The organism is Daejeonella rubra, assembly GCF_900103545.1.
GTDB classification, from domain to species: domain Bacteria; phylum Bacteroidota; class Bacteroidia; order Sphingobacteriales; family Sphingobacteriaceae; genus Daejeonella; species Daejeonella rubra.
The window spans coordinates 1-24,669 of record NZ_FNHH01000037.1 but is presented as its reverse complement, the minus strand read 5'-3'; the positions used below and the strand labels follow the sequence as shown (position 1 = coordinate 24,669).

Below are 24,669 nucleotides of genomic sequence, written 5' to 3'. Positions count from 1 at the left end.
AAGAATTATGAACAAGGAAACAAGCACCGAAATTATTTGCATCCTGGATAAATCAGGATCTATGGAAATTTTACAGGCTGAAACTATTTCAGGACTAAATCAGTTTATTGAAGAACAAAAATTGGAACCGGGGCTTTGTAATTTTAGTCTGGTTCAATTTAATCAGGGCCTTGAAACAACAATTTTAAGGCAGGCAATACAGCAGGTTGGCAAGCTAACGAGTAAATCTTATCAGCCGAATGGTTATACCGCACTTTTAGATGCAGTAGGACTAACCCTTAAAACAGCGATGGAAACTCATTTTATGCTTCCGGCGAATCAAGCTCCGGATAAAGTTTTGGTTTTCATTATTACCGACGGGCAGGAAAATGCCAGTCTTAAGTATAACAGAGCACAAGTTAGCGCACTGATCAGTCAGTTACAAACGAATAAAGGCTGGGAGTTTCAATTTTTCGGAGCAAATATTGACTCTTTTGGCGAAGCGCAGGGTATTGGAATAGCAATGGAGCAGGCAGATAACTGGGATTATAGTAAAGATGGACTGAATGTGATGATGAAGAAGATGGGGGATAGGGCGAAGGATGTGAGGTCGAAATAATATCGTAGGGTCTATCTGTTCCCTTTTGTGAAAATTAAAAAAATACTCATATATTTTAATCACCACGACCTAGTATGGCATTGACAATGTTTTTATTTGTGTTGATCTTAATTGAATCATCGCTGATAATAATAATTCGTTTTAGATGGCAGAAAATAAATTTAGAAAGGCCCCCTTTGAAATAGTAAATGAGGGACTTGAAGAAATGCATTATGCGTTTTCTGATATAGTTCAATCCTTTATCAAACTTCGGGGACTTGCTAAATTTAACCAGGATGAAAAAGCACTGCCATGGTTGCAAGATCTTGAAAATGATGCTTATGGAGTTAAGGAAAAAGTTGAAAAGATGAACTTATTATTTCAGCCTTATTTAAAACCACATCTTGATGCCATTACCAATTGCCTGGACGCTGAATTGCGGCGAATTCAAATATTAAAATTGTGTCTCGTTGAAAATCAGAAATATGAGTATGTGGCTCAGCTTAGAGATCTTCAAAATGATATCGAAAGAATGAAATGCAGGATTAAGGATATGACTTAAATTATCTGGACCACTGATTTCGGTGATTTGAGGATTGCGCTGATTATTAATCTGTTTAATAATCATACATATCATTTAATCATCTTAATCACAGTTCAGACATTGTTTTAATTGTCTGGACCACTGATTTATTTGATTGCCGGATTACCCTGATCCTTCTGTTTAAATTTACTATTTATCAGTCTTTTAAACTCTAAACTTTTTGAACCGAAATTGACTAATAAGCCAACTTCCAGATCATATGCTTCGAGGTAATTGATTCCCTGAGCTAAATGAACATCTTCCAGTTTATTAACGGCTTTCAATTCAACTGAAATGATATCTTCAATTAAAAAATCAACTCTCCGTGTGCCAATTTGTTCGTTTTTATAGAAAATGGGCATTTCATGTTCCCTTGAAAAAGAAATTCCATTGTCTGCCATTTCAATTTTTAATGCTCTCTGATAAATTACTTCTTGAAAACCGTTCCCCAAAGCCCGATGAACTGTCATACAACATCCAATTATTTTAGATGTCAGATCTGAGTATTTATATTCTTCCTTTATCATATTATTTATCTTGTCTGGACCACTGATTTGTATGATTTAGGGATTACCCTGATTAATAATTTGTTTTCTAATCATACTAATCAATTAATCAGCTTAATCACAGTTCAGACATTTGCGATTAAACCCTCAATACCCTCTTCAACGTATCCTGCATAGCTACCTTAAACGCATCATCTTTTGCCAGTAGGCGGTACAGGTCAAGTTCAGATTTTCTTTCTTTTGACATGATATCTTCAAATATCTTTTTGAAAGCAATTTCGCGGTTCTGAACATCTGTGTTCTCTGAATATTTATGCAGGAAATCCGGATGGGCTCTCATCTTATCTGCCAGTTTCACAATTTTCACCCGCTGATCTTCTGGAGTAGCTTCCCAGCCCTGAAACCAGCGTTCGTTGAAACTGTTTATGATCAGGTCAAGCGGGTCTTCTTCAATAACCCCGATATGGGCACCTCTGGGATTGGCATTTTGGGGATCAAGCTCGCTTGCCGACTGATCCAAACCGATAGAGACATTCAGTTTAACGCGTTCCAGTCCGTAAGTGGACAGATCTACCGAATTTAATAATTCATCCAGCATATCTTTGCCGGGATCAGCTATGATCAGCTTGGGAATCAGGAATTTAAGATACCAGAACAGATATTCCCATTTCAGTATTTCAAAAGGTAAAATAGAAGCCATTTGTCCGTAGACCTTCACGAAATGCTTAGCTTTTATTTTAAAATCTACCTTATCTTTCTCTTCCAGTTCCAAACCTGAATTGAAGCGCTCTTCTGCTACCTGTATGATCGGACTTAAAAATTCATCAGCTTCCAGTCCTTCGAAGTATTTATTGGTAAAATCCTCAACTTCAGACCATTCATAAACCCCCGTTTCGTCAAGAATCCCTTTGAGCTCATGCAAAATGTTCACATCGGTGGCCTTGCTCAGGCTTGTAGCGGTATAGAATGGGTCAAAAGAGGCTTTTATATCCTCGGTATTATTGAAGAAATCTAACACAAACAAGTCCTCCGTCTTTTTGCCGAGTTTATTTGCTGATCGGTTTAAGCGGGACAGAGCTTGTACAGCCATAACTCCCTGCAGCTTTTTGTCGACATACATAGCGGTTAGCTTTGGCTGATCAAATCCCGTGAGGTATTTATTGGCTACTACCAGGATCCGGTATTCATCCATGTCGAAGTAACGCGCAATTTTATCGGTAATATAGCCGGGGTCGCCTTGCTTTCCTTTATCCAATGCGGAAGGGAAATTATTGATCGTGTCTTCCGTATATTCAATGCCTTTGATTGTTTTCTTTCCTGAAAATGCGATCGCTATTTTAAAGGGATTGGCTCTTTTTTTCAGGATCTCATTCAATGCAGTAAAATAGCGGATAGCCGATGCTATACTTTGAGTAGCAACAATAGCTTTGGCTTTTCCTTTCAACCTTTTTTTATTGACCACATTTGAGATGAAGTGATCAAGCATTATTTCGGACTTCGTGGTAATTGTTTGCTCATGCATCTCCACATAGGCTTTTAACTTTTTCTGAGCCTTCTGTGTATCAAATAAAGGGTTGTCCTGAATGGATTTTTCAATCTCATAATAACTCTTGTAGGTGGTATAGTTTGCCAGCACATCCAGAATAAAGCCTTCTTCAATGGCCTGTTTCATGGAATATAAGTGGAAAGGTTCAAATTTTCCATCTTCCTTTTTTATCCCAAATTTCTCAAGGGTAGTATTCTTCGGTGTAGCTGTAAATGCCAGGTAAGAGGCATTTCCGCGCATTTTTCTGTTGCGCATGGCCTCCAGGATTTTATCCTGCGGATCCTGATCTTCCTCATCTTCATCCGCATTGTTGCCCATAGCTTTATTCAGATTGTCAGATGCCGAGCCACTCTGACCGCTATGTGCTTCATCAATGATCACCGCAAATCGTTTAGTGCTCAGATCGGCGATACCATCCACAATGAACGGAAATTTTTGAATAGTGGTAATAATGATCCGCTTGCCACTCTCCAGACTTGCTTTCAATTCTTTTGAGGAGTAGGCAGGGGCAACAATATTTTTCACCTCAGAAAACTCCTTGATATTCTCGCGTAGTTGCTTATCCAGCAATCTACGGTCAGTTACGACAATCACCGAGTCAAAAAGCGGATTGGAAATACCTCTGCCACCGGGAGTGCTTTCAGACTCTGGATAAGTTTCAATCAGCTGGTAGGCTGCCCATGTAATACTGTTAGACTTGCCTGAGCCTGCCGAATGCTGGATCAGGTAACATTGACCCACGCCCTTTTCGCCGGCGTCTTTCACCAGTTGGCGGACTACATCCAGTTGATGATAACGCGGGAAATATAAAGTCTTTTTACCCAGCGGCTCTGTTTCTTTGCCATCAAAACGTACAAAATGCTGAATGATATTGGCAACGCTTTGCCGGGTTAAAATTTCATCCCATAAATAAGCAGTTTTATGCCCATTTGGGTTTATGGGGTTCCCTTTTCCATGGTTATTGCCAAGGTTGAAGGGCAGAAAGAAGGTATTGGGCCCATCAAGCTTTGTGGTCATGTAGACTTCATCCGTATCAACCGCAAAGTGGACAATACAACGGCCGAAGTTTAATAAGGGCTGGGTAATATCCCGTTTGTATTTGTACTGATTTTGCCCGTGTACTTTAGCATTCTGACCTGTCCAATGATTTTTTAGCTCCATGCTCGAAAATGGCAGGCCATTCACAAAAAGAACCATGTCAATTTCTTCTCCGGGATTACTGATCGAATACCTTACCTGACGGGTTACGCTGAATTGGTTCGATTCAAAATTTTTTTTCACCAGGTCGCTGCTGCTCGCCATAGGCAAAACATAGAGCAGGGTGAAGGCAGCATCATCAACTTCCAGTCCTTTCCGCAAGAGTCTGAGTACACCGTACTTTTTTATCATTTTGTCCAGCCGATCCAGGATCTTCAGCTTCCAGTCACTTTGCTTTTGAAGCTTGGCTAATTCCTCCTGCTGGGTAGTTTCCAGAAAATTCCAGAAACGTTTTTCATCTATGGCATATTTGGGATTAAAATCGCTGGAACTGCCTGTATAATAGCCCTTTCCCGTTCGATACAAGTCCGCCCGCTCAGCAAAACTATCGCTTGTTCCGGAAGCTTTGATCTCTTCAGTAGAAGTACCTGTCAGGCGCTTTTCTATGGTCGATTCGAGGGCTTGTTCGTTGGTTTGGCTGGGCATGTTTTATTATTCTAAATTAGAATCTATGACTTTCTTGATCTCCTCAGGAAGAATTTGATAAAGGACTTTGGGTGTACCTCCTTTTAGATCTCCTTTAATATTGTAGAGAATAAAAGTATCAGGAAAGACTTTGTCTTTATTCTGCCAGTCAGGAATACTAGATTGCCACCCATTTGAAAACGCAATGTGATTGCCTTGAGACCACATCTGATTACCTAAATATTGGTTATACCACAATAATTTCTCTCTTAAATCAGTTGCATTCTTGAAGTCTATCAATATTTTTCTCTTTTCAATAAGAAATTCATTAATGCTTCCATCAAATTTTACAAAATCTAAAAAGAAGTCATTAAATGCTGTTCTGAATTCACTCTTTTCTTTACCAATTCCCCTGATTATTCTTCTCCAATTATCAAATTCAAAGTTGAAATAGTATGAAGGAGTTGCTCTGTACCAAAATTCATCATAATAGAGCAAAATATTTTGAACGGTTAAATAAGCCTTCTGACCATCGGGGAAAATTGCATAAAATTTATCTCTAATTTTTTGAAGTTCCTTTAAAGTTATATCGGTATTTAAATCTACCAAATGACTGATATTTTTCCCACCAACATCACGTCCTTCAAGATTGAAATCGTGATCTTCGATTTGCCATATGAGGTTTTCGTATTCTTTTAATAATTCAGGATTTAAGATGTGTTTAATATATAGGTTAGTTTTTAAAATTTCCTCTTGTGTTCGGTTCTTGTAATCTGTTTCTTCATCGGAAGTTTGAATTGTTCTGCTTCCATCAGATTCTAACTCACCATCAATATCATTATTTGTAGAATCAAAAACGCCATTAATTAAAATTATTGACACAGTATCATTAATTGTGGATACAGATCTGTTGTTGTTATGATACCTTAAATAGTACATTCTTAAAAATCTATAGATTTCTTCAATTGAAACATTTTGTAGATCTACCTCTGATAAATATTTAAGAATAGACCATAAATAGACCATTTTTTGTCTTTCAGTTGATCTGTCATTATCGGTATAGTCAGCATACCAGTTGGTTTTTTCGTTATTTAAAATTGACCATATTAAATTTATAGACTTATCAAGCCATCCTGAATATTTGTATAGTGCTTTGAAGTGCTCGGTATTTCCCATTAAGAAAGTAAGCCCTTGTATGTATTTTTCAATGATTGATAGATTTAAGTTGCTTATAAGAGTAATAGCCTTAATTCCGTTATTATCCTTAAAGTCTTTTGGAGTATAAAAAAGGTCTTTATTCCCGATTTTGTAGTTTTCGAGACCAGATATACAAGTTAAAAATTCATTGAAACCTGGATCTGCATTTTCGTTCTGATCCTTGTTCAACCAGAAGTAATCTTGCCATTCTTCCCAAATTTTTCCAAATTGATTTTTTTGTTTTAAATCATTCAATTTACTTAAGAGATCAGCCTTAATGTTTTCATTACTTTGCATTTGTTCTCCTCTTGCATTCATATAAATGTAGAGTTCCTCACCTTGTTCACTAACATTGGTGTCAAAATACCAGAACTCTGTATAGTCTTCAATAAAATGAAAAAAATCTGTTTCATTTATTGATTGTTCATTTAGATACTTATTGATTATTTTTTGGTTATTTAAGAGGTTTATAATAGTAACGTCTGTTTTGTAATCTGATAAGTACCAATGCTGATCTGTAATTTCATCAGATGTTCCTAATACAAAATCAACCATTTTGATTAAGAAGTTATGTGAAGCTTCACGGACTCTGTAATCCAGCTTTAAATTCTTATCTTTTATGTATGTCCTAACAAATAGTTCACGTAAGTTTTTGTTGCCATGCGCTAATGTAAGTAGAGTAAGAAATATAGTTGTGATTCGTTGTTGTCCATCAATCAAGAAATATCTTCCAGGTAATTGCTCATCATTATATGCATAAATGAATCCTATGTTGGAGGAATACTTCCTTTTCCTGTCAAATTCATGAAAGGCAGTTTCTATTTCTTTATTATCTGCCACAATCACGGAAGGTTTGGCATTTTGGAAATTTTTAAAATCAAGAATAATTGAGTTTAATAGGCCTATTACTTGCTCTTCTTTCCAGACATAATCCCTTTGAATTTCTGGAATTACTATTTGCTCTAAGAAGCGATTGACAAATAGTTCTTTGATGCTATATTTTCCTGCTTTCAATTGTTGATGGATTAATTATAATATTTTCTAAAATGTGCTCTGTGTGTTTAGTTATATCTGACATTGACCATAAACTTAGATCATGATTTTCTAGCTTGGGCAACATTTTGCTAAAAATATCAAATGTGTGTTTTGGAACAAAACTCCCCTTTTGAATGAGATTAAGTACATTCATTCGTTTTTCTTTAAAAAAGCCGCAACCATTAGAACTATTATCTCCACTAGTTAATAAACACATGTTACCAATTGAGTTCAAAGGACCCATTTCCTGCAATGCATTGTAATACACTAATTTTTCAACATCTGTCCTGAGGGGTTTATCTAATACAGTTTGTATTTCTTTTGTGATTTCTTTACCCAACATGTCCCTTATTGCTTCTTTTTGTTCATTATTTAAAATAGCATTTTTACCTTCAGGACTTTGCGGGAATATATGTTCAAGTGACCAGTTTTGTTCACTAAACTCGTGAAAATTAAATCTAACTTGAATTCCCTTAACGAATACACTTAAGGAAAGAAGGACAGCATGTAATTCATTATCATCAACCTTATATTTCAGCACCGGAATGGTTTCTTTTTTGGGAAGGATTTCTGTTATTGTACTATTTAGATGCACTTTAAGAGCGCTTTTATCCTCGCAGTCTAAGCAGGTTTTTAGGAATTCTAAATTATTGTATTTGCTTCCTTTTACAAATCTGCAGAATCCAATAAGATTATGAATATGATCATCTATATGCCAGTCATTTAATATTGATTGAATATCATTTAGCTTTTGGCCAATTAGTGCAAAATCTTGAAATTTATTGTAAAAGTTAAATAGAGGGTACTCCTTGGCCGGTGATTTGTGATCTACTTTATTTTTCTCGTTTTCAAGACACATAGCTACAAGTTGAAGTAATTTAGATATTCCGTCTCCTGCACCAGCTTCTTTAAAATAAAAGGATTTAATTTCTGGTTTATTAGCCCATTTACTAATTTCATCCCAACGACGACCTAAAGTGTTTCTTACCTCAATTATTTCCCTAAAGCTTCTTATTGTTTCTAATTGCTTATTTCGTCCAACTTTTGTTATAATTAGCCCTTTAATTAATTCTGCTTCGGTAAGGGGGACTTTATTGCTATTAAGATTTTTGAATACTGTCTCACTTTCAACATGCGGTTCAACCGAATTCACAATTAATTTCACATAGTTCTTGAGGTATTCAAAGAATCCTCTTAATTCAGAATTTTTTTCTTTGAAAAACTCATTTGCATTGCAAGTTGCTGAATGTAGGTAGTAGATATCCTGTTTGTTGTAATCTGGATTTGTTGATAATTCATGCCATTTTTTTTCCACAAGGTTTTGTAAATCTTCCTTTTCATAAATGTTTTCAGAAAAGAAATTTTGTCGAATAGCATAGTGTAATTTGCCATCACTAAAATTATTTTCTTCTAATTGCATCGATAAAACTGAAATAATAATTGAAAGAGTGGTCAATCGTTGCTGACCATCAATTACTTCAAGGAAATTATCTTCTTTATCTTCAATTTTTAGTTTGCATTTTTTTACAGTGATGTATTGCAGGTAAAATTCTTTCCGCTGATTCTCTTTGATTGACTCAAAAGCATTCCAAAGATCTTTTAGTAATATACTTACTGCTCCATTTGGCTGAGAACTCCATTTATATCCACGCTGGTAAGCAGGGATATGGTATGACTTACAACCGTATTGGGTAAGACAACCTTCCTGACTTTCATCATTGAATATATCATTTATACTAAAAATTAATTCGGTCATATTTATTTTACTTTTAACTTCCCCGTTACCGCACAGGTTTATCAATATGAATTATATTAACTAAAACTATTGTTTTGTTGCGATTGAGAAAATATGATATAGATTATCTCAGCCACAAATAAGATTAATCATAATTCCATTTTATTATGAATACTCTGCACCAGAATATCAATAATCCTATTTAAATCCTCTTAGTTAAATCTGCCAAAATATCTCTCCTGCCAACAATCGTATTGTATTTTTCTATTGCATCATTCATTACATCAAAATCCTCCTTATGTATTAGCAATGGACCACTATTTGCTTCATTATGATTAACCGCTCCGTTAAAATCTAATCCTTTAATGCACTTTACATATTTTGTAAAGAAGGCTTCATTCATCTTCTCTGCAATGGCATAAAGTTCCGAATAGCATTCAAAAACCTCATCTTCTGTTTTATCGGTAAGAAAGGGCTCAATGGCCTCTTCTAGGTAGCACTCATATAATTCAATTGATCCTTTTAAAACAGCTAAACGAAAGAGATAATTTTCAGGAAATTTGAGCAGAGCTAATTGTGGGTTGACCCTAATAATTGTTTCCATTAACTGAGCGGTACCTTCTTCTTTGTAGCTAGTATAGCTTTTGAATAAAATCAAGGACAATTCTTTTGAGGCATCCTCTTCATCTGTTAAAGTGAGTAGGATCTCTACATTCATTGCAAGGCCCATTGTATCGAAACGTTCAATACAATCTTCAATTTCTGATAGTATGTTATCTTTCATAAATTTTTAATTTATCGGTTCACAAACTTTAATCTTACCGGTTACCGCACTGTTGATCAATGTGGCTTTGTATTCTTTTAACTTTTCGATTTCTTGTTCTTTGAGAGAAATTGCAGTTGCTATTTTTGCGGTTCCTTTCTCGATAAATTCTGCTATTTCAATCTGTTCTTGCGGTGAGGGCAATAAAAAATAGCCATTCCTTAAATCCGAATTTCCGAGACCTACCCTTGTAATTCCATTAGAGCAAATTTCAAATTGTGTGTTGAATAACTTTGTTTTTAGGGCTTGAAAAAGATATTTGCTGTAATTAATTTGATAAGTTTTAATAATAGCAAGATGATAGCCACAAATTACATTTGTTAAGTTTTCCTTGATGTAAGTTGGTACTGCAATATCACTTGCAGTTTCAGAATCTTTAGTAATTACAATATCTCCTTTTTTAAGTGTGAATTTATTGATTTGCTCATCGGATGCGGTTGCAACCATTAAATCCATATCATCAGTAATAAAATCATTTTTATAAACGTCTGTATAATTGCAAAGCCTAACTTCTTTTTCATTTACTTTGCTATGTTTATCCACATTACTTGGGAAACAATTAGCCAAATATCTAAGCTTCTTCACCTCCCACCCCTCCGGTATCTCTCCAATCCATTCCACCCTACTATCCTTCATCTTCACATCAGGGTTTAACCCCCGCGTAACTGCCTTATGGATAAGTATTTGCCTGCGTTCTTTTAATAATTCAATTTGCTTTTCGTTGATGCCTATGGCCTGGTCTATTATTGCGGTTTTACGGTCGAGGAAACTAACAATATTCAGCTGTTCTTCATACTTTGGAAAAGGAATAATAATATCACCGAATTTGTCAAAGTATAATCTTAATCTCATATCCATTATCCCTCGTGAGTGTCTTTTTAACTCAGAAATGCATGCATCATTTCTAAATAAATAATGAAAAAAATTACTTTCAATCTTAATTTTGGCTCTTAATATATCATATGCTGGACTTGTTACTCCATCATAGTTAGATACTCCAATGGCACCCATCCAGGCCAAAAGTTTATTCACAACAATATCCCCCTTTTTAACAAACCAATATCCATCAGTGGTTGATGCTTTATTTCCTCTTTCTTCCAATTCTCTTCTAGGCTTAACTCCGATGTCAGTATAAACTGACAACAACTCAAAGGCGTTATTCTTTGGCGCAGGATCAATTATTAATGTAAATACATTTTTAACTTTTGTTGTTTGCCATTCTTCCGGAATCTCCCCCAACCATTCCACCCCGGAATCTTTGTACTGCTCATATTTCGGCAGACTGATATTCATTTTTGTATTCATTTTGTATTCCATGGTCAATGTTAACTCAATGATAAGATCTCCCGGATCAGTCCATCGCTCTCCGCTTCCAGCTTTAAAATATCAGCACTTACATCCTCAATGCTTCGCAGCGGTTTATGTTTGTAGAAGTACTTGTTAAAGCTGATCTCATAACCGATTTTGGTAGCATCTAAATTTATCCAGGCTTCTGCTACATGGGGCTTAACTTCCCTCAGAAAATATTTATGGATATTTTCCTTCAACGGCACATTTTCGGTATCCCGCAGATCGCTTTCTGTTTCGTACTGGATGTAATGTCCTTTTTTATCAGTCGGGAAATAACCGAAATCTGCCAGCTGGCTTTCTTCGCATCTCAAATGTTCGAGAACTTGCTGCAATTTCTGTCCTTCGAGTTTGACAATACCTTTGATTACTTTTTCGGCAGATTCATCGTACCAGCATACCGCATTCAGAATCGCATTTTTCTCTGAGGCAGAGGCTTTGCTTTTACTTTCTTTCAGGGCATCATTTACCATTTCGCTGAAACGGTTGAAGTCGCTGTATTCTTCCTGCCCGATCTTAGCCATAAGTGATGTAGCGAGAGCCATCAGTTCTGCACCTTTTTGCCAGGTTTGCTCAGAAACCAGGGCCTTGCTTTGTTTGGTATTCAGGTTCAGCTCATTTTTTTCGCACCAGTCTGAAATAGTTTTTTCATGAGCTTTCAGATTGGTGTAAACCTCATCGCCAAATTCTTCCCATGCCCATTGCATCGCCTCTCGCATATTTTTATCGAAGCGTAATTCTGCAATCCGTTCTTCTGTAAACTGAGCTTTGAGGCGTTTTGGTCGTTCGATACTCGCTTTATAATAGCCGAAATCGCTGTTGTCAAAGATCTGTGCTGCTATACCTTCATCGCCCTTGCGTTCAGCAGTTTGCAGATCCTCATAAACTTTTACTATTTCCCGGATATGTTCAGGAGCAAATTCGCAGTTCTTATTTCCAAGGTTCTTGCGGAGCTTTCTGAATAATTGACCCGCATCTATTAACTGTACCTTTCCAGTGCGATTGGCAGTTTTATTGTTGGATAAGATCCAGATATAGGTTGTAATGCCTGTATTATAAAATAGGTTATTCGGTAATTGAATGATCGCTTCCAGCCAGTCGTTTTCAATGACATACCTGCGGATATTACTTTCGCCACCTCCGGCATCACCGGTAAAGAGACTGGATCCATTATGAACAGATGCAATCCGGGAGCCTGAAGGACTCTGGCTTAGCGGCTTCATTTTGTTTACCATTTCCATCAGGAAGAGTAATTGTCCGTCGGATGAACGTGGTGTTGCATCCGCATCTTCCAGCGTACCCCAATAATCTTTCAGCCTGATCTGGAAACGGGCATCTATAATGTCTTTGCCATCTTTTATATACTTCTGCTCACTTGCCCATGATTTACCATAGGGTGGGTTTGATAGCATGAAGTTGAAATGCTGCCCGGCAAACTCATCCGTGCTGAGCGTTGATCCGACACGAATATTTTCAGGGTCATTGCCCTTGATCATCATGTCTGATTTACAGATGGCATAGGTTTCATCATTGATCTCCTTGCCATATAAATGGACATCACCACGGGCTTTGATTAGTCCGTCTTCATCTTTTATAAAGTTTTGAGATTCGGTGAGCATACCCCCAGAACCACAAGCGGGGTCATAAATGGTCATTACGGGTGGCAAGTTGTCCTTAACCGGCTCAAAGATCAGGTGAGTCATCAGTTCAATCACTTCGCGCGGGGTGAAATGCTCTCCGGCTTCCTCGTTATTTTCTTCGTTGAACTTGCGAATCAGTTCCTCAAAAACATAGCCCATACCGAGGTTGCTGAGTGGTGGAAGTTTTCTGCCTTCGGGATCTTCTTTTGAAAATGGCGTTAAATTGATGTAGGAGGAGGTGAATTTCTCCAGCACATTTAAGAGCACATCTTTTTGAGCCATGTGCCTCACCTGACTTTTCAGCTTGAATTTTTCAATGATTTCCTTCACGTTATCACTGAAACCGTTCAGGTAGTCTTCAAAATTTGCCTGTAATATTTGCTGGCTGTTTGTGGCGGTATCGTGCAGGCGTTGCAGTGTCCATTCGCTTGTATTATAAAATACAAATCCGGATGCTTCGCGCAAGCCGCTATCATCCCACTCTGTAAATTTTGCTTCATCTCGCTGGAAGGCAAGCTCTTCCATAACAGCATCTTTACTAGGTTCGAGCAAGGCATCGAGTCGGCGGAGAACAACCATGGGAAGGATTACATCCCGGTATTTCCCACGCACATAAACATCGCGTAAGCAATCATCAGCAATGGACCAGATAAAGGAGACTAATTTATTATGTACTGCTTGATTCATTGATTTTCAGGTAATGGATTTGGGCTTAAAACTTCAGCCGGATTATTTATTTGAACCCCAAATTAGTATATTTTTTCAGGACTAGCGGTTAAGTTTTGGAGAAACGTATTCTTTTTCAAAGAAAGTTTTAGTGCGACATATTTTGTCTTAGTTCACTATTAAATTTGAGTTTTAAACCTAAAAAATTATGGAAACAGCGCAGAATCAGTTACAAAATCAGGCCTTTGATCTAAGCAAAACGACTACTGCGGTAAGTTTAGAGAAGATATTCTCTCATGCCGGCCCAAGTGATCATAATGAATTCAATCTATTCATGGCACATTATAAGCGGATTCCAAATGTTATTGGTGAAAAGGAAATAGATTGTAAAAGAGCGATAAAATGGTTTACTAAAATCTTTCATGATGAAATAATTGATAGTTATTTTAATAAGTATCAGTGGGGAAAGAATACTCGTCCGGAAATAGATAATATGTACTTTTTTTTGTCTGGAGATTTGATGGTTAAGTTTGATACCCAATGTTCTTTTGTCAGAGTACTTTTTAAAAATACTGACTCCTCAAAAGCTGAGGAAATCATCAGAAAAATCAGAAGGTTCAAAAAGGCAAAAGGGAATCCCAGAATTTCTCTGATTGTTTCTTCAGGTTCAGGTATTGAAACCATGTCACTTGAAATTAACAAACCCAAATTAAATATTCAGGATAACTACAACGAAGATTTTTTGGAGATCCACCAGACTATTTTAAAGAGGCTTTCTAAGAAAAAGGACAAAGGTTTGATTTTATTGCATGGTAAGCCGGGCACGGGCAAGACATCCTATATCCGCTATCTGGCTGGTTCGGTCAAGAAGAAAGTAATTTTTCTTCCACCAAATATGGCTGCTGCTATTGCAGATCCGAACCTTATCTCTATCCTGATAGAAAACCCTGATTCCATATTTGTTATTGAGGATGCTGAAAATATCATTGTGGATCGGGAGAAAGAAGGGAATTCACCGGTTTCGACCTTGCTTAATATTTCCGACGGACTACTTTCTGATTGTCTGAACATCCAAATCATTTGCTCATTCAATACCGATATTTCGAAGGTGGATAGTGCTTTATTGAGAAAGGGGAGGCTGATCGCTAAATATGAGTTTAAGGAATTGGAAATTGAGAAGGCACAGGTGCTTTCGAACAAACTGGGCTATAGATCGGAGATTGATTGTCCGCAAACGCTAACGGCCATTTATAACCAGGAGGAGAAGGAGTTTGCCCAGGTTAAAAGCAGAGGATTTATTGGGTTTCAGTCAAATAGGTTAAATTAGATTTAAGGGTTTTGAGAATAGGGTTTTAGGTATTGTTTTAACCTACTGATTGTCAAAAACCACCCCCTCCAGCGCACAGGCATTGTGCTACCCCCGCCAGCGGTGGACAGCATGACGGATAAGAAAATTAGGTTTAATACTGGGTTTTATTTTAGCAAATTTTTCATAGCTACCCAGTGTCCACCGCTGAAATGTGAATAAAAGGGCTGATTTTATTGTTTTTTAATGAATTTTTAGCAAATAAGTGAGCAAATCATCTGAATAAATTTTTGAGGTTGGAAGAACATCAATCAGAGAAAATTTGATAGACAAACAAGAGTAGAAGATGCAGGAATTATATTTTTAAGGTAGCACTTTAACTCAGCGGTGGACAGCATGACGGATATGAAAATCAGGTTTAATACTGGGTTTTAGTTTATAGTAAATTTTTCATAGCCACCCAGTGTCCACCGCTGGCGGAGGAATTAAAGGGGGTGGTTCATTTTAAATATTGAACTGGAAAATGGATATTTCAGATGTTTAATTAAATAACAGGTTTGACTTTGTATTAATATAAAACTTATGTCCCAACGAGAAACCCTTCTTCGCTACAGCGCCATCATCAAAAAACTTCGTTCTGGTCCGGCAAATTTTAAGGACATCCAAACCTATCTGGATAAGGAATCTGAAATGCAGGGTTATGAGCTAAAAACTTCCTTGCGGACTTTCCAGCGTGACCTGGATGATGTACGCTCATTATTTCAGATCGATATACGCTATGATTTTTCAGGAAAGAAATATCGTATAGAAAATACTGATAATGAGGAGTATAATGAGCGTATTCTGGATGCCTTTGATACAATCAACGCGCTGCATTTGAATGAGGGGGTGTCGAGATTTCTGGACTTTGAAAAGCGAAGAGCATCGGGTCTTGAACATTTTCATGGGATCTTACATGCCATCAAAAACCGTTTTCAGCTTAATTTTACTTATCAATCATTCTGGCAGGATGAAGCTTTTTTAAGAAAGACAAATCCATACCTTTTGAAAGAGTTTAAAGGTCGCTGGTACCTGATTGCTGAGGATCTGAATAAGGAGGAGGTCAAAACCTATGCCCTTGATCGTGTCCGGAGTTTGGAATTCACCAAAAAACGTTTTACTAATCCGGCAGGCTTTGATCCCAAAGAAAGGTTCAGAAATAGTTTTGGTATCATTAATTCGGTATCCGGTTCCGTTCCTGAAAATGTGGTCTTGTCATTCGATCACTATCAGGGTAAATATGTGAAAACTCAGAAACTGCATCCCAGTCAGAAAATACTTATTGATAATGAAACCGAGTTTCGGGTACAGCTAAAAGTTTATATCGCTTTTGATCTGGTGAAGGAACTTCTTTCCTATGGCAGTGCTCTGAAAGTAATTGAACCGCTTTTCCTTATTAATCAAATGAAAGAAGCACATAAGGCTGCATTTGAGAAGTATTCTGATTGAAAAACTGGGCTGATTTGTAATTCTCTGCTACCAACCCTCCCCACTACTCTCCACCTTATACAAGGCAAAATTCTGCAACTCCCTGGCCGCTTCCAATGGAATATATGGCGCAGTAATTGTGCCTCCTGCTGTGTGTACGATCAGGTCGGCGAGGGATTTACGCTGCTGAAACAGACTTTGGGAGATCTTTACCGACTGGATCTTTTCCCATTTTAATATGACCGTCCGTTTGCCAAAAACACCCGTATTGATATTTATGAGATTGCTCGTCCATGAAAAGAGGAATTTTCTGCTGTACAACCAAAAATAGAGAAATACATAGAATGGCAGCAGCAACAGTAAAAGGGCCTTTTCATCAGCAAATATAAATAGCGGAATGGCTAGTATTACTGAGGGGAGGATGCCAAAAAACAAGGTATTTCTGAATAAATAGGATGGATGTACCTTTAAACTACTCGCAAAATGTTCAGGAATTTCGGGGATATAGGTCGTTGCAAGTTTTTGAAGTATTAGTTCTGATGTAACCGGAATCTTAATTTTCAGCTTATTCTTTACCTCTTTTCCGCCGATCGTATGGAATTCGAAAAGAAACATGGAAATTTGTTTTCTAAGCCAATTCGTCTTCCATGATAGAAATTGCACCTTCTCAAACGGGACCAACTTCTGGGAGCTATTGATCAGGCCTTTGCTGATGTTGAAGCCCTGGGCAGTTTTCGTGATCCGGAAATTTATATAGGCCAGAATGGTACGGATCAAAGAAACTACAACAGATAGTATCAGAATAGCGAACACACCCATGCTAATAAAAAGAATGCTGCTTTCCAGGAGCTTATTGGCAGATACTTCCAGCAGATTCTCATTGAAATAATCGTCAACAATATCTTTTATGTTGTTCAGGAACGATAAAAATAGTCCGATAAGGATCAGCAGGGTTTCAAAGTGATTTGAGGTTAAGCCTAGCTTGAGGAGATCCCTGAAGCTTAGTTCAGCAATCAGGTCATCATTGTTTTCGGTCTTTTCGGCTGCTGTGCTTTTTTGAAGGACAAAAGCCATCAATTCTTCTGCCTGTTGTTTTTCCAGTTGGATAGTCACCTCAGCTTTTCCTGAACCAGGGGTATCAAAGGCCAATTCTGAAAGATTGAAGATCTTTTGTATCCAGCTTTGATTGATATGTACCGCCTGGATCTTATGAAGGGGCAGGGTGATCTGCTTTCGCGAAAAAAATCCGGTTTTTACCTGTACTTCCTCCTCTGTGATCCTGAATTTAAAGAAAAAATAGTCGACCAGAGCCTTACTTAATGCGAACGCCGGGAGTACTATCAAAATAAACTCTCCTGCTGTGTCCCTTTCCCCGTCTGATCTGACAAGCACCAAAAGAATAAAAGGCCAGATGGATTTAAGGAGCTGGATAATAGTTTTAAAAAGGATCTGCCCTACGGCCATAAATGGCTGACGCCTGAATTCGCTCAACACACTGGCACTCATTCCTGCTGATTTTTCTGAATGATCAGTTCTCTCATGCTATTGGCTTCTTCAGGTGTTAAGCCGGGAATTACAATATCGGAGGCATCACCACCGGCAGTATAGATCTTTAGTTTGCTGATCCCCAGATTTCTTTCAAACACGCCGGCATCCACAGAGCAATGCTGAATTCTGTTATAAGGACAAACATGCAGACTTTTTCGTAACCAGCCCGTCTGATAAAGGATGTCATGCTCCCTGATCGCATATGCCTTATTCTTAAAAGTCAGATAAGTGAATCTGAAGTGTAAAAAGCAGAGTGTTGCAAAAACAAGAAGGGTTATACCGGTCATCATCCAACTATGAAATTCTCTGTTGAGGATCATGGCGACAAGGGTAGCCACAAAGAAGATGATCCAATACAATACCTGATTATAGACCAGAACTGTATAATGCCGCTCATCAACCGGTACCAGCCTGGTTTCTTCAGCTTTTGGCAGCGTTGAAATATCTATTTCAGGATTGGTAAACAGCATTACATATTCCTCCTGTATTGTCCTCCAACTTCATATAAAGCATGAGAGATCTGCCCAAGAGAACAAACCTTGCATACTTCCATAAGACTGTTGAATATATTTTCACCGGCAACAGCTTTTTGCTGAAGATCCTTTAAAAGTGCTGCTGAAAGATCATTGTTACGATCTTTAAAGGCCTCCAATGCTGAAATTTGAAATTGTTTCTCTTCTTCGGTAGCTCTGATCACCTCTGATGGGATGATCGTTGGTGAACCATTCTTGTTAAGGAAGGTGTTAACCCCAATAATAGGATAAGTCCCATCATGTTTCAGCGTTTCGTAATAAAGAGATTCTTCCTGAATGCGGCTTCGCTGGTACATCGTTTCCATTGCTCCAAGTACACCACCACGGTCGTTTATACGCTTAAACTCCTCAAGAACGGCGTTTTCTACCAGTTCTGTCAGCTCTTCAATTATAAATGCACCCTGTAATGGATTCTCATTTTTCGCCAATCCTAATTCGCGATTGATAATAAGCTGAATAGCCATCGCTCTGCGAACAGACTCTTCTGTAGGCGTGGTTATGGCCTCATCATAGGCATTGGTATGAAGTGAATTGCAATTGTCATAGATCGCATACAATGCCTGCAGTGTAGTACGGATGTCATTGAAATCGATCTCCTGAGCATGCAATGACCGTCCGGAAGTTTGAATATGATATTTTAATTTCTGTGAGCGATCATTCCCCTTGTATTTATGTTTGATGGCTTTAGCCCAGATTCTTCTGGCAACACGTCCGATCACGGAGTATTCCGGATCAATTCCGTTGGAGAAAAAGAAGGACAGGTTGGGTGCAAACTCATCAATATGCATCCCTCTGCTCAGGTAATATTCAACGAATGTAAAACCATTACTCAGGGTAAATGCCAATTGTGAAATTGGATTAGCACCAGCTTCGGCAATATGGTATCCCGAAATTGAAACGGAGTAGAAGTTCCTTACCAGGTTATCAATGAAGTATTTCTGGATATCTCCCATCATCCTCAATGCGAATTCTGTTGAAAATATACAGGTGTTCTGTGCCTGATCTTCCTTTAAAATATCAGCCTGCACGGTGCCTCTTACATTGGCGATGGCAAATGCTTTTATTTTGGCGTAAACATCAGCAGGCAAAACCTGATCTCCGGTTAGTCCCAAAAGCATTAATCCCAGTCCATTATTTCCTTCAGGTAGTTCTCCCTGATAGGATGGCTTCGAAATTCCACGCGACTTAAATAGCTGATCGATTTTTGCTTTAGTTTCTTCCAGCAGATCATTTTCAAGAATGTATTTTTCGCATTGCTGGTCTATGGCTGCATTCATGAAGAATCCGAGCAGCATAGGCGCCGGACCGTTGATCGTCATGGATACCGAAGTAGAAGGATGACAAAGGTCGAATCCGCTGTATAATTTTTTTGCATCATCCAGTGTCGCAATGCTCACACCTGAATTCCCGATCTTACCGTAAATATCTGGGCGCAGATCAGGGTCTTCGCCATAAAGCGTAACCGAATCGAAAGCGGTCGACAAACGGTGAGCTGGCTGGCCCAATGACACATAATGGAAACGTTTATTGGTTCTTTCCGGACCACCTTCTCCTGCAAACATACGGGTAGGGTCTTCTCCTTCACGTTTCAGTGGGAAAACACCGGCAGCATATGGAAATTCGCCCGGAACATTTTCAGTAAGGATCCATCTCAAAATATCGCCCCATGCCTCATATCGTGGCAGGGAGATCTTTGGAATGCGGAGCTTGGATAAAGATTCTGTGTAAAGAGACTGTTTGATCTCTTTGTCGCGCACCTTAAAAACGAAATTGTCAGCTTTATATTTTTTAATGGTTTCCGGCCATTCTTCCAGCAGTCGTTTGCACTCACGATCCAGACTTTGCTCCAGTGTATTGTATATTTCTTTAAGCGATTTGATGGACTCTTCCTTTTTATGTTCAGAAGCAATAACCAATGTTCCATGTACCTGGAAGAGTTGCTGGGCAAGTTTACATTGTTTATTCACCCAGTTATTATATTCAGCGCTTGCCTCCACGATCTCCGCAAGATAGCGGGTTCGGTCGGGAGGAATAATATAACTTTTCTCTGATTGCTGCGAGCTCATTTCCATTTTTGCATGGAAATCAAAGCCTGTTTTCTTTAGGATGGAAGCCATTAACTCTGTAAAGAGTTTGTTCATTCCCGGGTCATTGAACTGGGAAGCCATGGTTCCGATCACGGGAAGATCCTCATCGGGAGTGTCAAATAGCTGATGATTACGTTTGAATTGCTTACGTACATCTCTGATCGCATCCAGTGCCCCGCGTTTATCGAATTTATTGATGGCAACAATATCTGCGAAATCGAGCATGTCGATCTTTTCGAGCTGTGTTGCTGCACCAAATTCCGGAGTCATCACATATAAGGCTACATCAGAGTGCTCAGTAATCTCGGTATCTGATTGTCCGATTCCGGATGTTTCAACGATGATCAGGTCATAACCCGCAGCTTTACAGATGTCGATAGATTCCTGAACATATTTTGAAAGTGCGAGGTTTGCCTGCCTTGTGGCCAGCGATCGCATATAAACCCGGGAATTATTGATGGAGTTCATCCGGATCCGGTCGCCTAATAATGCGCCTCCCGTTTTACGTTTGGAAGGATCAACAGAAATGATGGCTATACTTTTATCGGTTTCAACCAAAAAACGGCGGACCAGTTCATCAATTAAGGAGGATTTTCCTGCGCCACCGGTACCAGTGATCCCTATAACGGGTACAATTTTGCCGGCGATGATTTTTTTAAGCTCCTGAAGGAATTTTTCGGTCTGCTCCGGATGGTTTTCAGCCAGCGTTATGGCTGAAGCAATGGCTTTTTTATCTTGTTTACTGATTCCCTGGAGTTCATTATTCAGGCTTGTTCTTGTCAGGAAATCACATTGTTTAAGCATGTCATTGATCATTCCCTGGAGGCCCATTTTACGGCCGTCATCAGGTGAATAGATCTGTGTTATGCCATATTCTTTTAGTTCACGGATCTCATCAGGTAAGATCACCCCACCGCCGCCAGCAAATATTTTGATATGTCCGGCTCCTGATTCCTGCAGAAGGTCGTACATGTATTTGAAGTATTCATTATGCCCGCCCTGGTAGGAGGTCATTGCAATACCCTGCACATCTTCCTGAATGGCGCAATTCACAACTTCCAGTACTGAGCGGTTATGTCCCAGATGGATCACTTCCGCACCTGAGGACTGCAATATGCGGCGCATGATATTGATTGTAGCATCATGTCCATCGAACAATGCAGCTGCAGTAACAAAACGTATCTTATGTTTGGGTTTATAAACTTCGGTCATTTTATGGTCCTGATTATCCTGTAAAGGTAAGAATAATTGGTGTGCCGAATTGTTTATGACAGTTTGAATGAGAATTTAAGACAGGAAGAGATTTGTGCCCCTCCTGTCTTAATAATTCAGCCTTTTTTGGGACTATGCTTGCTTGGCATTTTTGGTGCTTTTGTTTTTCCCTGTACCATAGAGTTCTCATTTCCCTTATTAACTGTGGCCTGTTTGTTATCAGTCTGATAAGACATTTGACCTCCGCTGTTTGAAATGCCTCTTTTTTTCAGCTCCTCATTTCCTGATTTGAATGCCAGATTTGACTTTGATCCTCCCTGCTGATTTTCGTTCGATTTGTTTTTCACCGGTGTTTTCATATTACCCTCCTATTTTTTTCAGGTTATTGCATGCATATGCATTGCTTTATATTTACAATATACGAATAAGAATTCTGGTAAAAAATGATCTGGCTTACAACCAATTTTTCTTTTTGAAATAAACTAATGTCAATACCGATGATAGAACCATAATGCCAATAGCAAATAGGTATCCATAATCCCAGTTGAGTTCAGGCATCAGGCGGAAGTTCATTCCATAGATGCTTGCTATTAATGTAGGGGGCATAAAAGCAACTGTGGCAACGGTAAATATTTTAATGATCCTGTTTTGCTCAATATTCACCAGACCCATGAATGTGTCCTGCAGGTATTCCAGTCTTTCAAAAGCAAATTTATTGTGCTCTATTAATGATCCGATATCTTTGATCATGATCCGCAGAACACTCATATACTCTTCAGGAAAGAGATTGCTCTTCATTAATGAGGATACCAGTCTCTGTTTATCAATAATATTCTCACGCATCAAAATATTATAGTTCTGAAAGGAAGCAATTTTTAGAAGGATCTCTTCATCCGACCTTTTCCTGTTCAGAGTCAGCTTTTTATTCAGGTCGGCAATGTCTTTTGCAAGCCCCTCAATGATATCTGCATCCTGTTCAATCCCCGTTTCAAGTATGGTAAGCAGAATCTGGTAGCCATTCGTAAAAGCTCCGGGATTTGATTTGATCTTTTTTACCGACTCCCCGAATGTTTTAAGGTTATCGTCTCTATAGGTGAAAAGAATGCCTTTTTCCAGTACAATGGAAACAGGACAGTAGTCAAAATCCTGCTCTTTTGAAGATAGAAAGTTGGAATTGATGATCAGCTCATCATCCAGTTCATTGAAACGTGAAGAACTCTCAATTTCAGTGGACTCTTCAACCGAGGAGTATTTTATGTCGAAAAAGGTTTCAATAGTGACCTTCTCTTCTACCGTTGAATTTTGAAGATCTACCCAAACCAGGTCATTAAGGGGAATTGACCGCAATAAAGTGATGTCACTTTCCTTCGCAAGACGTTTATCTTTCTTATAATAGATCCGTAGCATAGTCTTAGTTTAAGGGTAAGAATGATTTTGTATCTTTGCAAAAATAGAATTTTGGGAACACCTTTAGATTACGGACATAAGAATTATAATCATTATGGCGCATACCTTAAAAAAAAGTATGACGGTCAGCGTGTATATAAGATCATTGCCGATGCCGGATTTACCTGTCCTAACCGGGATGGAAGTAAGGGGTACGGTGGTTGTACCTATTGTAACGTAGATTCTTTCACACCTGAGCTTTCAAGAAAATTGCCGACCATTCGTGAGCAGATCGAACAGGGTATGGAGCGGGCATTTAAAAATTACAGAGCTGAAAAATTCATTATCTATTTTCAGCCCAATACCAATACCTATGCGCCAACGCATTATCTGAAAATGCTTTATGATGAAGCTCTGAGTATTAACACAGACAGCATAGTTGGTTTATCGGTAGGCACCCGACCTGATTGTATCGACTTTGAAAAACTTGCCCTGCTCGAAAGCTATTCCGATCGTTTTGATGTGGATCTTGAGATGGGGATGGAGTCGATCTATGATGAAACTCTTTTAAAGATCAATAGGGGCTGCAGTCATCAGGAATTTGTTAATGCAGTTCAGCTTGCTCAAAATACAAAGGTTGATATTTGTGTTCATACTATATTTGGATTCCCCTGGGAAACTCATGAAATGATGCTTCGCTATGCGGATGAGATAAACAGGTTCCCTCAGATTAAATTTGTCAAGCTGCACCATCTTCATATCGTTAAGGGGTCTATCATGGGCACAAAATATAGCCGTGATCCATTTAAGGTATTTACGATAGATGAATACACCGATTTTATTGCTGAATTCATCCCACTTTTGCGGCCTGATATTGTTTTACAGCGACTCTTTGGCCTGGCTGATTTAGATCTGCTGATCGCACCTAACTGGGGTATGAAAAAATCACAGATCCAGAGTTATATTGATAAACGCCTGGAAGAAAAAGGGATCGTACAGGGGAGTAATTACCAACCAGCATCTTCCTTACTTGTTTAAGATTCTTTTTACTGATCGCTATCTCTGATTTCTTACGGGATTTTCCTTTGGTCGGTGTTTCCCATCAACCACTTATGGTTTTCAGCCCACTTATGGCTGCGGGAGCCTAGTTCTTTTCCTGTAGCAGAAAAGAACCAAAACGACATCGCTGCGTCTGATGCTATGAAAGGCAGTGGTGTGGCTAATTGAGTGCGTGCCGCACCAGCCAAGGCGGAAGAGAGGTGAACGGAGGTTCAGTGAATGAACGATTTGTTTAATATTTATGAAAATTATTTATGGAAAACTCGGTGTAGAAACTCCCATTTCAAGTAAAAAGCAATAAACCAACAACGAATAAACGCCACCGCTGCGCCTGATGTTATTAAAGGGTTCTGCAAGGGTGTCGGATAAAAATAATTGTTCTACACATTCGTAACCGTCTTGCGCGGCATTGTACAGGGCAGTAAATCCAAATTTGCCAGAGCACAAACTTTCATAGCCCTGTACGCAGCCGTTGGTGGAAGAACATTCATTCACCAATAACGTTGATCTCAGTACCCTGTCAGATTTTGACTAATAAAAATTAATTCCGAATGGAGCAGAATACCCGAGCGCTGGGACGAAAGAACGGCGAGCCAGGTGTTTTGCCCTCGGCGGTGGAAGCTTCGTTCTTTCTTGATTTTTTGGATACTTTTTCATCAAGTGGCTGTTGCACAACTTATTTATTTTAAATATTACTTTGTTAAGTAACTGATTATTAGTATTTTGTATTATGCAAGGCAAGAAAAAATATCAG

Annotated in this window: 17 protein-coding genes; 5 read left to right on the top strand and 12 right to left on the bottom strand. The window is 38.5% G+C overall.

Annotated features, from left to right (window positions below):
- Window positions 1-7 precede the first annotated feature (7 nt).
- Together BLR27_RS17050 and BLR27_RS17045 are read left to right on the top strand one after the other, a co-directional pair.
- Window positions 8-598, top strand: coding sequence for a vWA domain-containing protein (locus BLR27_RS17050; RefSeq protein WP_090706906.1), 591 nt, complete (start codon window positions 8-10; stop codon window positions 596-598).
- Between the two features lie 145 nt (window positions 599-743).
- Complete coding sequence (locus tag BLR27_RS17045; protein ID WP_090706905.1) at window positions 744-1,139, top strand: hypothetical protein; 396 nt, start codon at window positions 744-746, stop codon at window positions 1,137-1,139.
- Between the two features lie 128 nt (window positions 1,140-1,267).
- Here the strand turns inward: BLR27_RS17045 and BLR27_RS17040 are convergent, their stop codons facing one another.
- From BLR27_RS17040 to BLR27_RS17010, 7 genes are all read right to left on the bottom strand, one after another.
- Window positions 1,268-1,687 (bottom strand): GxxExxY protein, encoded by a 420-nt coding sequence (locus tag BLR27_RS17040; RefSeq protein WP_090706903.1) that lies wholly within the window; start codon window positions 1,685-1,687, stop codon window positions 1,268-1,270.
- Between the two features lie 118 nt (window positions 1,688-1,805).
- Window positions 1,806-4,895, bottom strand: a complete 3,090-nt coding sequence (locus BLR27_RS17035) for a type I restriction endonuclease subunit R (protein WP_090706900.1) — start codon at window positions 4,893-4,895, stop codon at window positions 1,806-1,808.
- Window positions 4,896-4,901: 6 nt separating this feature from the next.
- Complete coding sequence (locus BLR27_RS17030) at window positions 4,902-7,085, bottom strand: DUF262 domain-containing protein (protein ID WP_176767740.1); 2,184 nt, start codon at window positions 7,083-7,085, stop codon at window positions 4,902-4,904.
- Window positions 7,066-8,862 carry a DUF262 domain-containing protein gene (locus BLR27_RS17025; protein ID WP_143007778.1) on the bottom strand — a complete coding sequence of 599 codons (1,797 nt, stop codon included), beginning with the start codon at window positions 8,860-8,862 and terminating at the stop codon, window positions 7,066-7,068. Before BLR27_RS17025 ends, BLR27_RS17030 begins: the two co-directional genes overlap by 20 nt.
- Before the next feature lie 181 nt (window positions 8,863-9,043).
- Window positions 9,044-9,625, bottom strand: coding sequence for a hypothetical protein (locus BLR27_RS17020; RefSeq protein ID WP_090706894.1), 582 nt, complete (start codon window positions 9,623-9,625; stop codon window positions 9,044-9,046).
- Between the two features lie 6 nt (window positions 9,626-9,631).
- On the bottom strand, window positions 9,632-10,957 hold the full coding sequence (locus BLR27_RS17015; RefSeq protein WP_176767739.1) for a restriction endonuclease subunit S: 1,326 nt from the start codon (window positions 10,955-10,957) through the stop codon (window positions 9,632-9,634).
- A 32-nt stretch (window positions 10,958-10,989) separates the two neighbouring features.
- Window positions 10,990-13,338, bottom strand: coding sequence for a type I restriction-modification system subunit M (locus tag BLR27_RS17010; protein ID WP_090706891.1), 2,349 nt, complete (start codon window positions 13,336-13,338; stop codon window positions 10,990-10,992).
- Between the two features lie 187 nt (window positions 13,339-13,525).
- Between BLR27_RS17010 and BLR27_RS17005 the strand changes: the two genes are divergently transcribed.
- Window positions 13,526-14,644: an AAA family ATPase gene (locus BLR27_RS17005; protein ID WP_090706889.1), complete on the top strand. Its 1,119-nt coding sequence runs from the start codon at window positions 13,526-13,528 to the stop codon at window positions 14,642-14,644.
- A 561-nt stretch (window positions 14,645-15,205) separates the two neighbouring features.
- Window positions 15,206-16,111 carry a helix-turn-helix transcriptional regulator gene (locus BLR27_RS17000; RefSeq protein ID WP_090706888.1) on the top strand — a complete coding sequence of 302 codons (906 nt, stop codon included), beginning with the start codon at window positions 15,206-15,208 and terminating at the stop codon, window positions 16,109-16,111.
- A 27-nt stretch (window positions 16,112-16,138) separates the two neighbouring features.
- On the opposite strand, the gene BLR27_RS16995 is transcribed toward BLR27_RS17000, so the two are convergent.
- From BLR27_RS16995 to corA, 5 genes are all read right to left on the bottom strand, one after another.
- On the bottom strand, window positions 16,139-17,596 hold the full coding sequence (locus BLR27_RS16995) for a PH domain-containing protein (RefSeq protein WP_090706886.1): 1,458 nt from the start codon (window positions 17,594-17,596) through the stop codon (window positions 16,139-16,141).
- Entirely contained in the window at window positions 17,593-18,108 is a 516-nt protein-coding gene (locus BLR27_RS16990) for a PH domain-containing protein (protein WP_090706884.1), read from the bottom strand. Before BLR27_RS16990 ends, BLR27_RS16995 begins: the two co-directional genes overlap by 4 nt.
- On the bottom strand, window positions 18,108-21,470 hold the full coding sequence (locus BLR27_RS16985) for a methylmalonyl-CoA mutase family protein (RefSeq protein WP_090706882.1): 3,363 nt from the start codon (window positions 21,468-21,470) through the stop codon (window positions 18,108-18,110). The genes BLR27_RS16990 and BLR27_RS16985 overlap by 1 nt, the downstream gene beginning before the upstream one ends.
- Window positions 21,471-21,586: 116 nt before the next feature.
- Window positions 21,587-21,829, bottom strand: coding sequence for a hypothetical protein (locus BLR27_RS16980; RefSeq protein WP_090706880.1), 243 nt, complete (start codon window positions 21,827-21,829; stop codon window positions 21,587-21,589).
- Between the two features lie 94 nt (window positions 21,830-21,923).
- Complete coding sequence (corA, locus tag BLR27_RS16975) at window positions 21,924-22,877, bottom strand: magnesium/cobalt transporter CorA (protein ID WP_090706879.1); 954 nt, start codon at window positions 22,875-22,877, stop codon at window positions 21,924-21,926.
- A gap of 51 nt (window positions 22,878-22,928) precedes the next feature.
- On the opposite strand from corA, the gene BLR27_RS16970 reads away from it, so the two are divergent.
- A complete protein-coding gene (locus BLR27_RS16970) occupies window positions 22,929-23,894 on the top strand; it encodes a TIGR01212 family radical SAM protein (protein ID WP_090706877.1) in 966 nt (321 codons plus the stop codon).
- Window positions 23,895-24,669 lie beyond the last annotated feature (775 nt).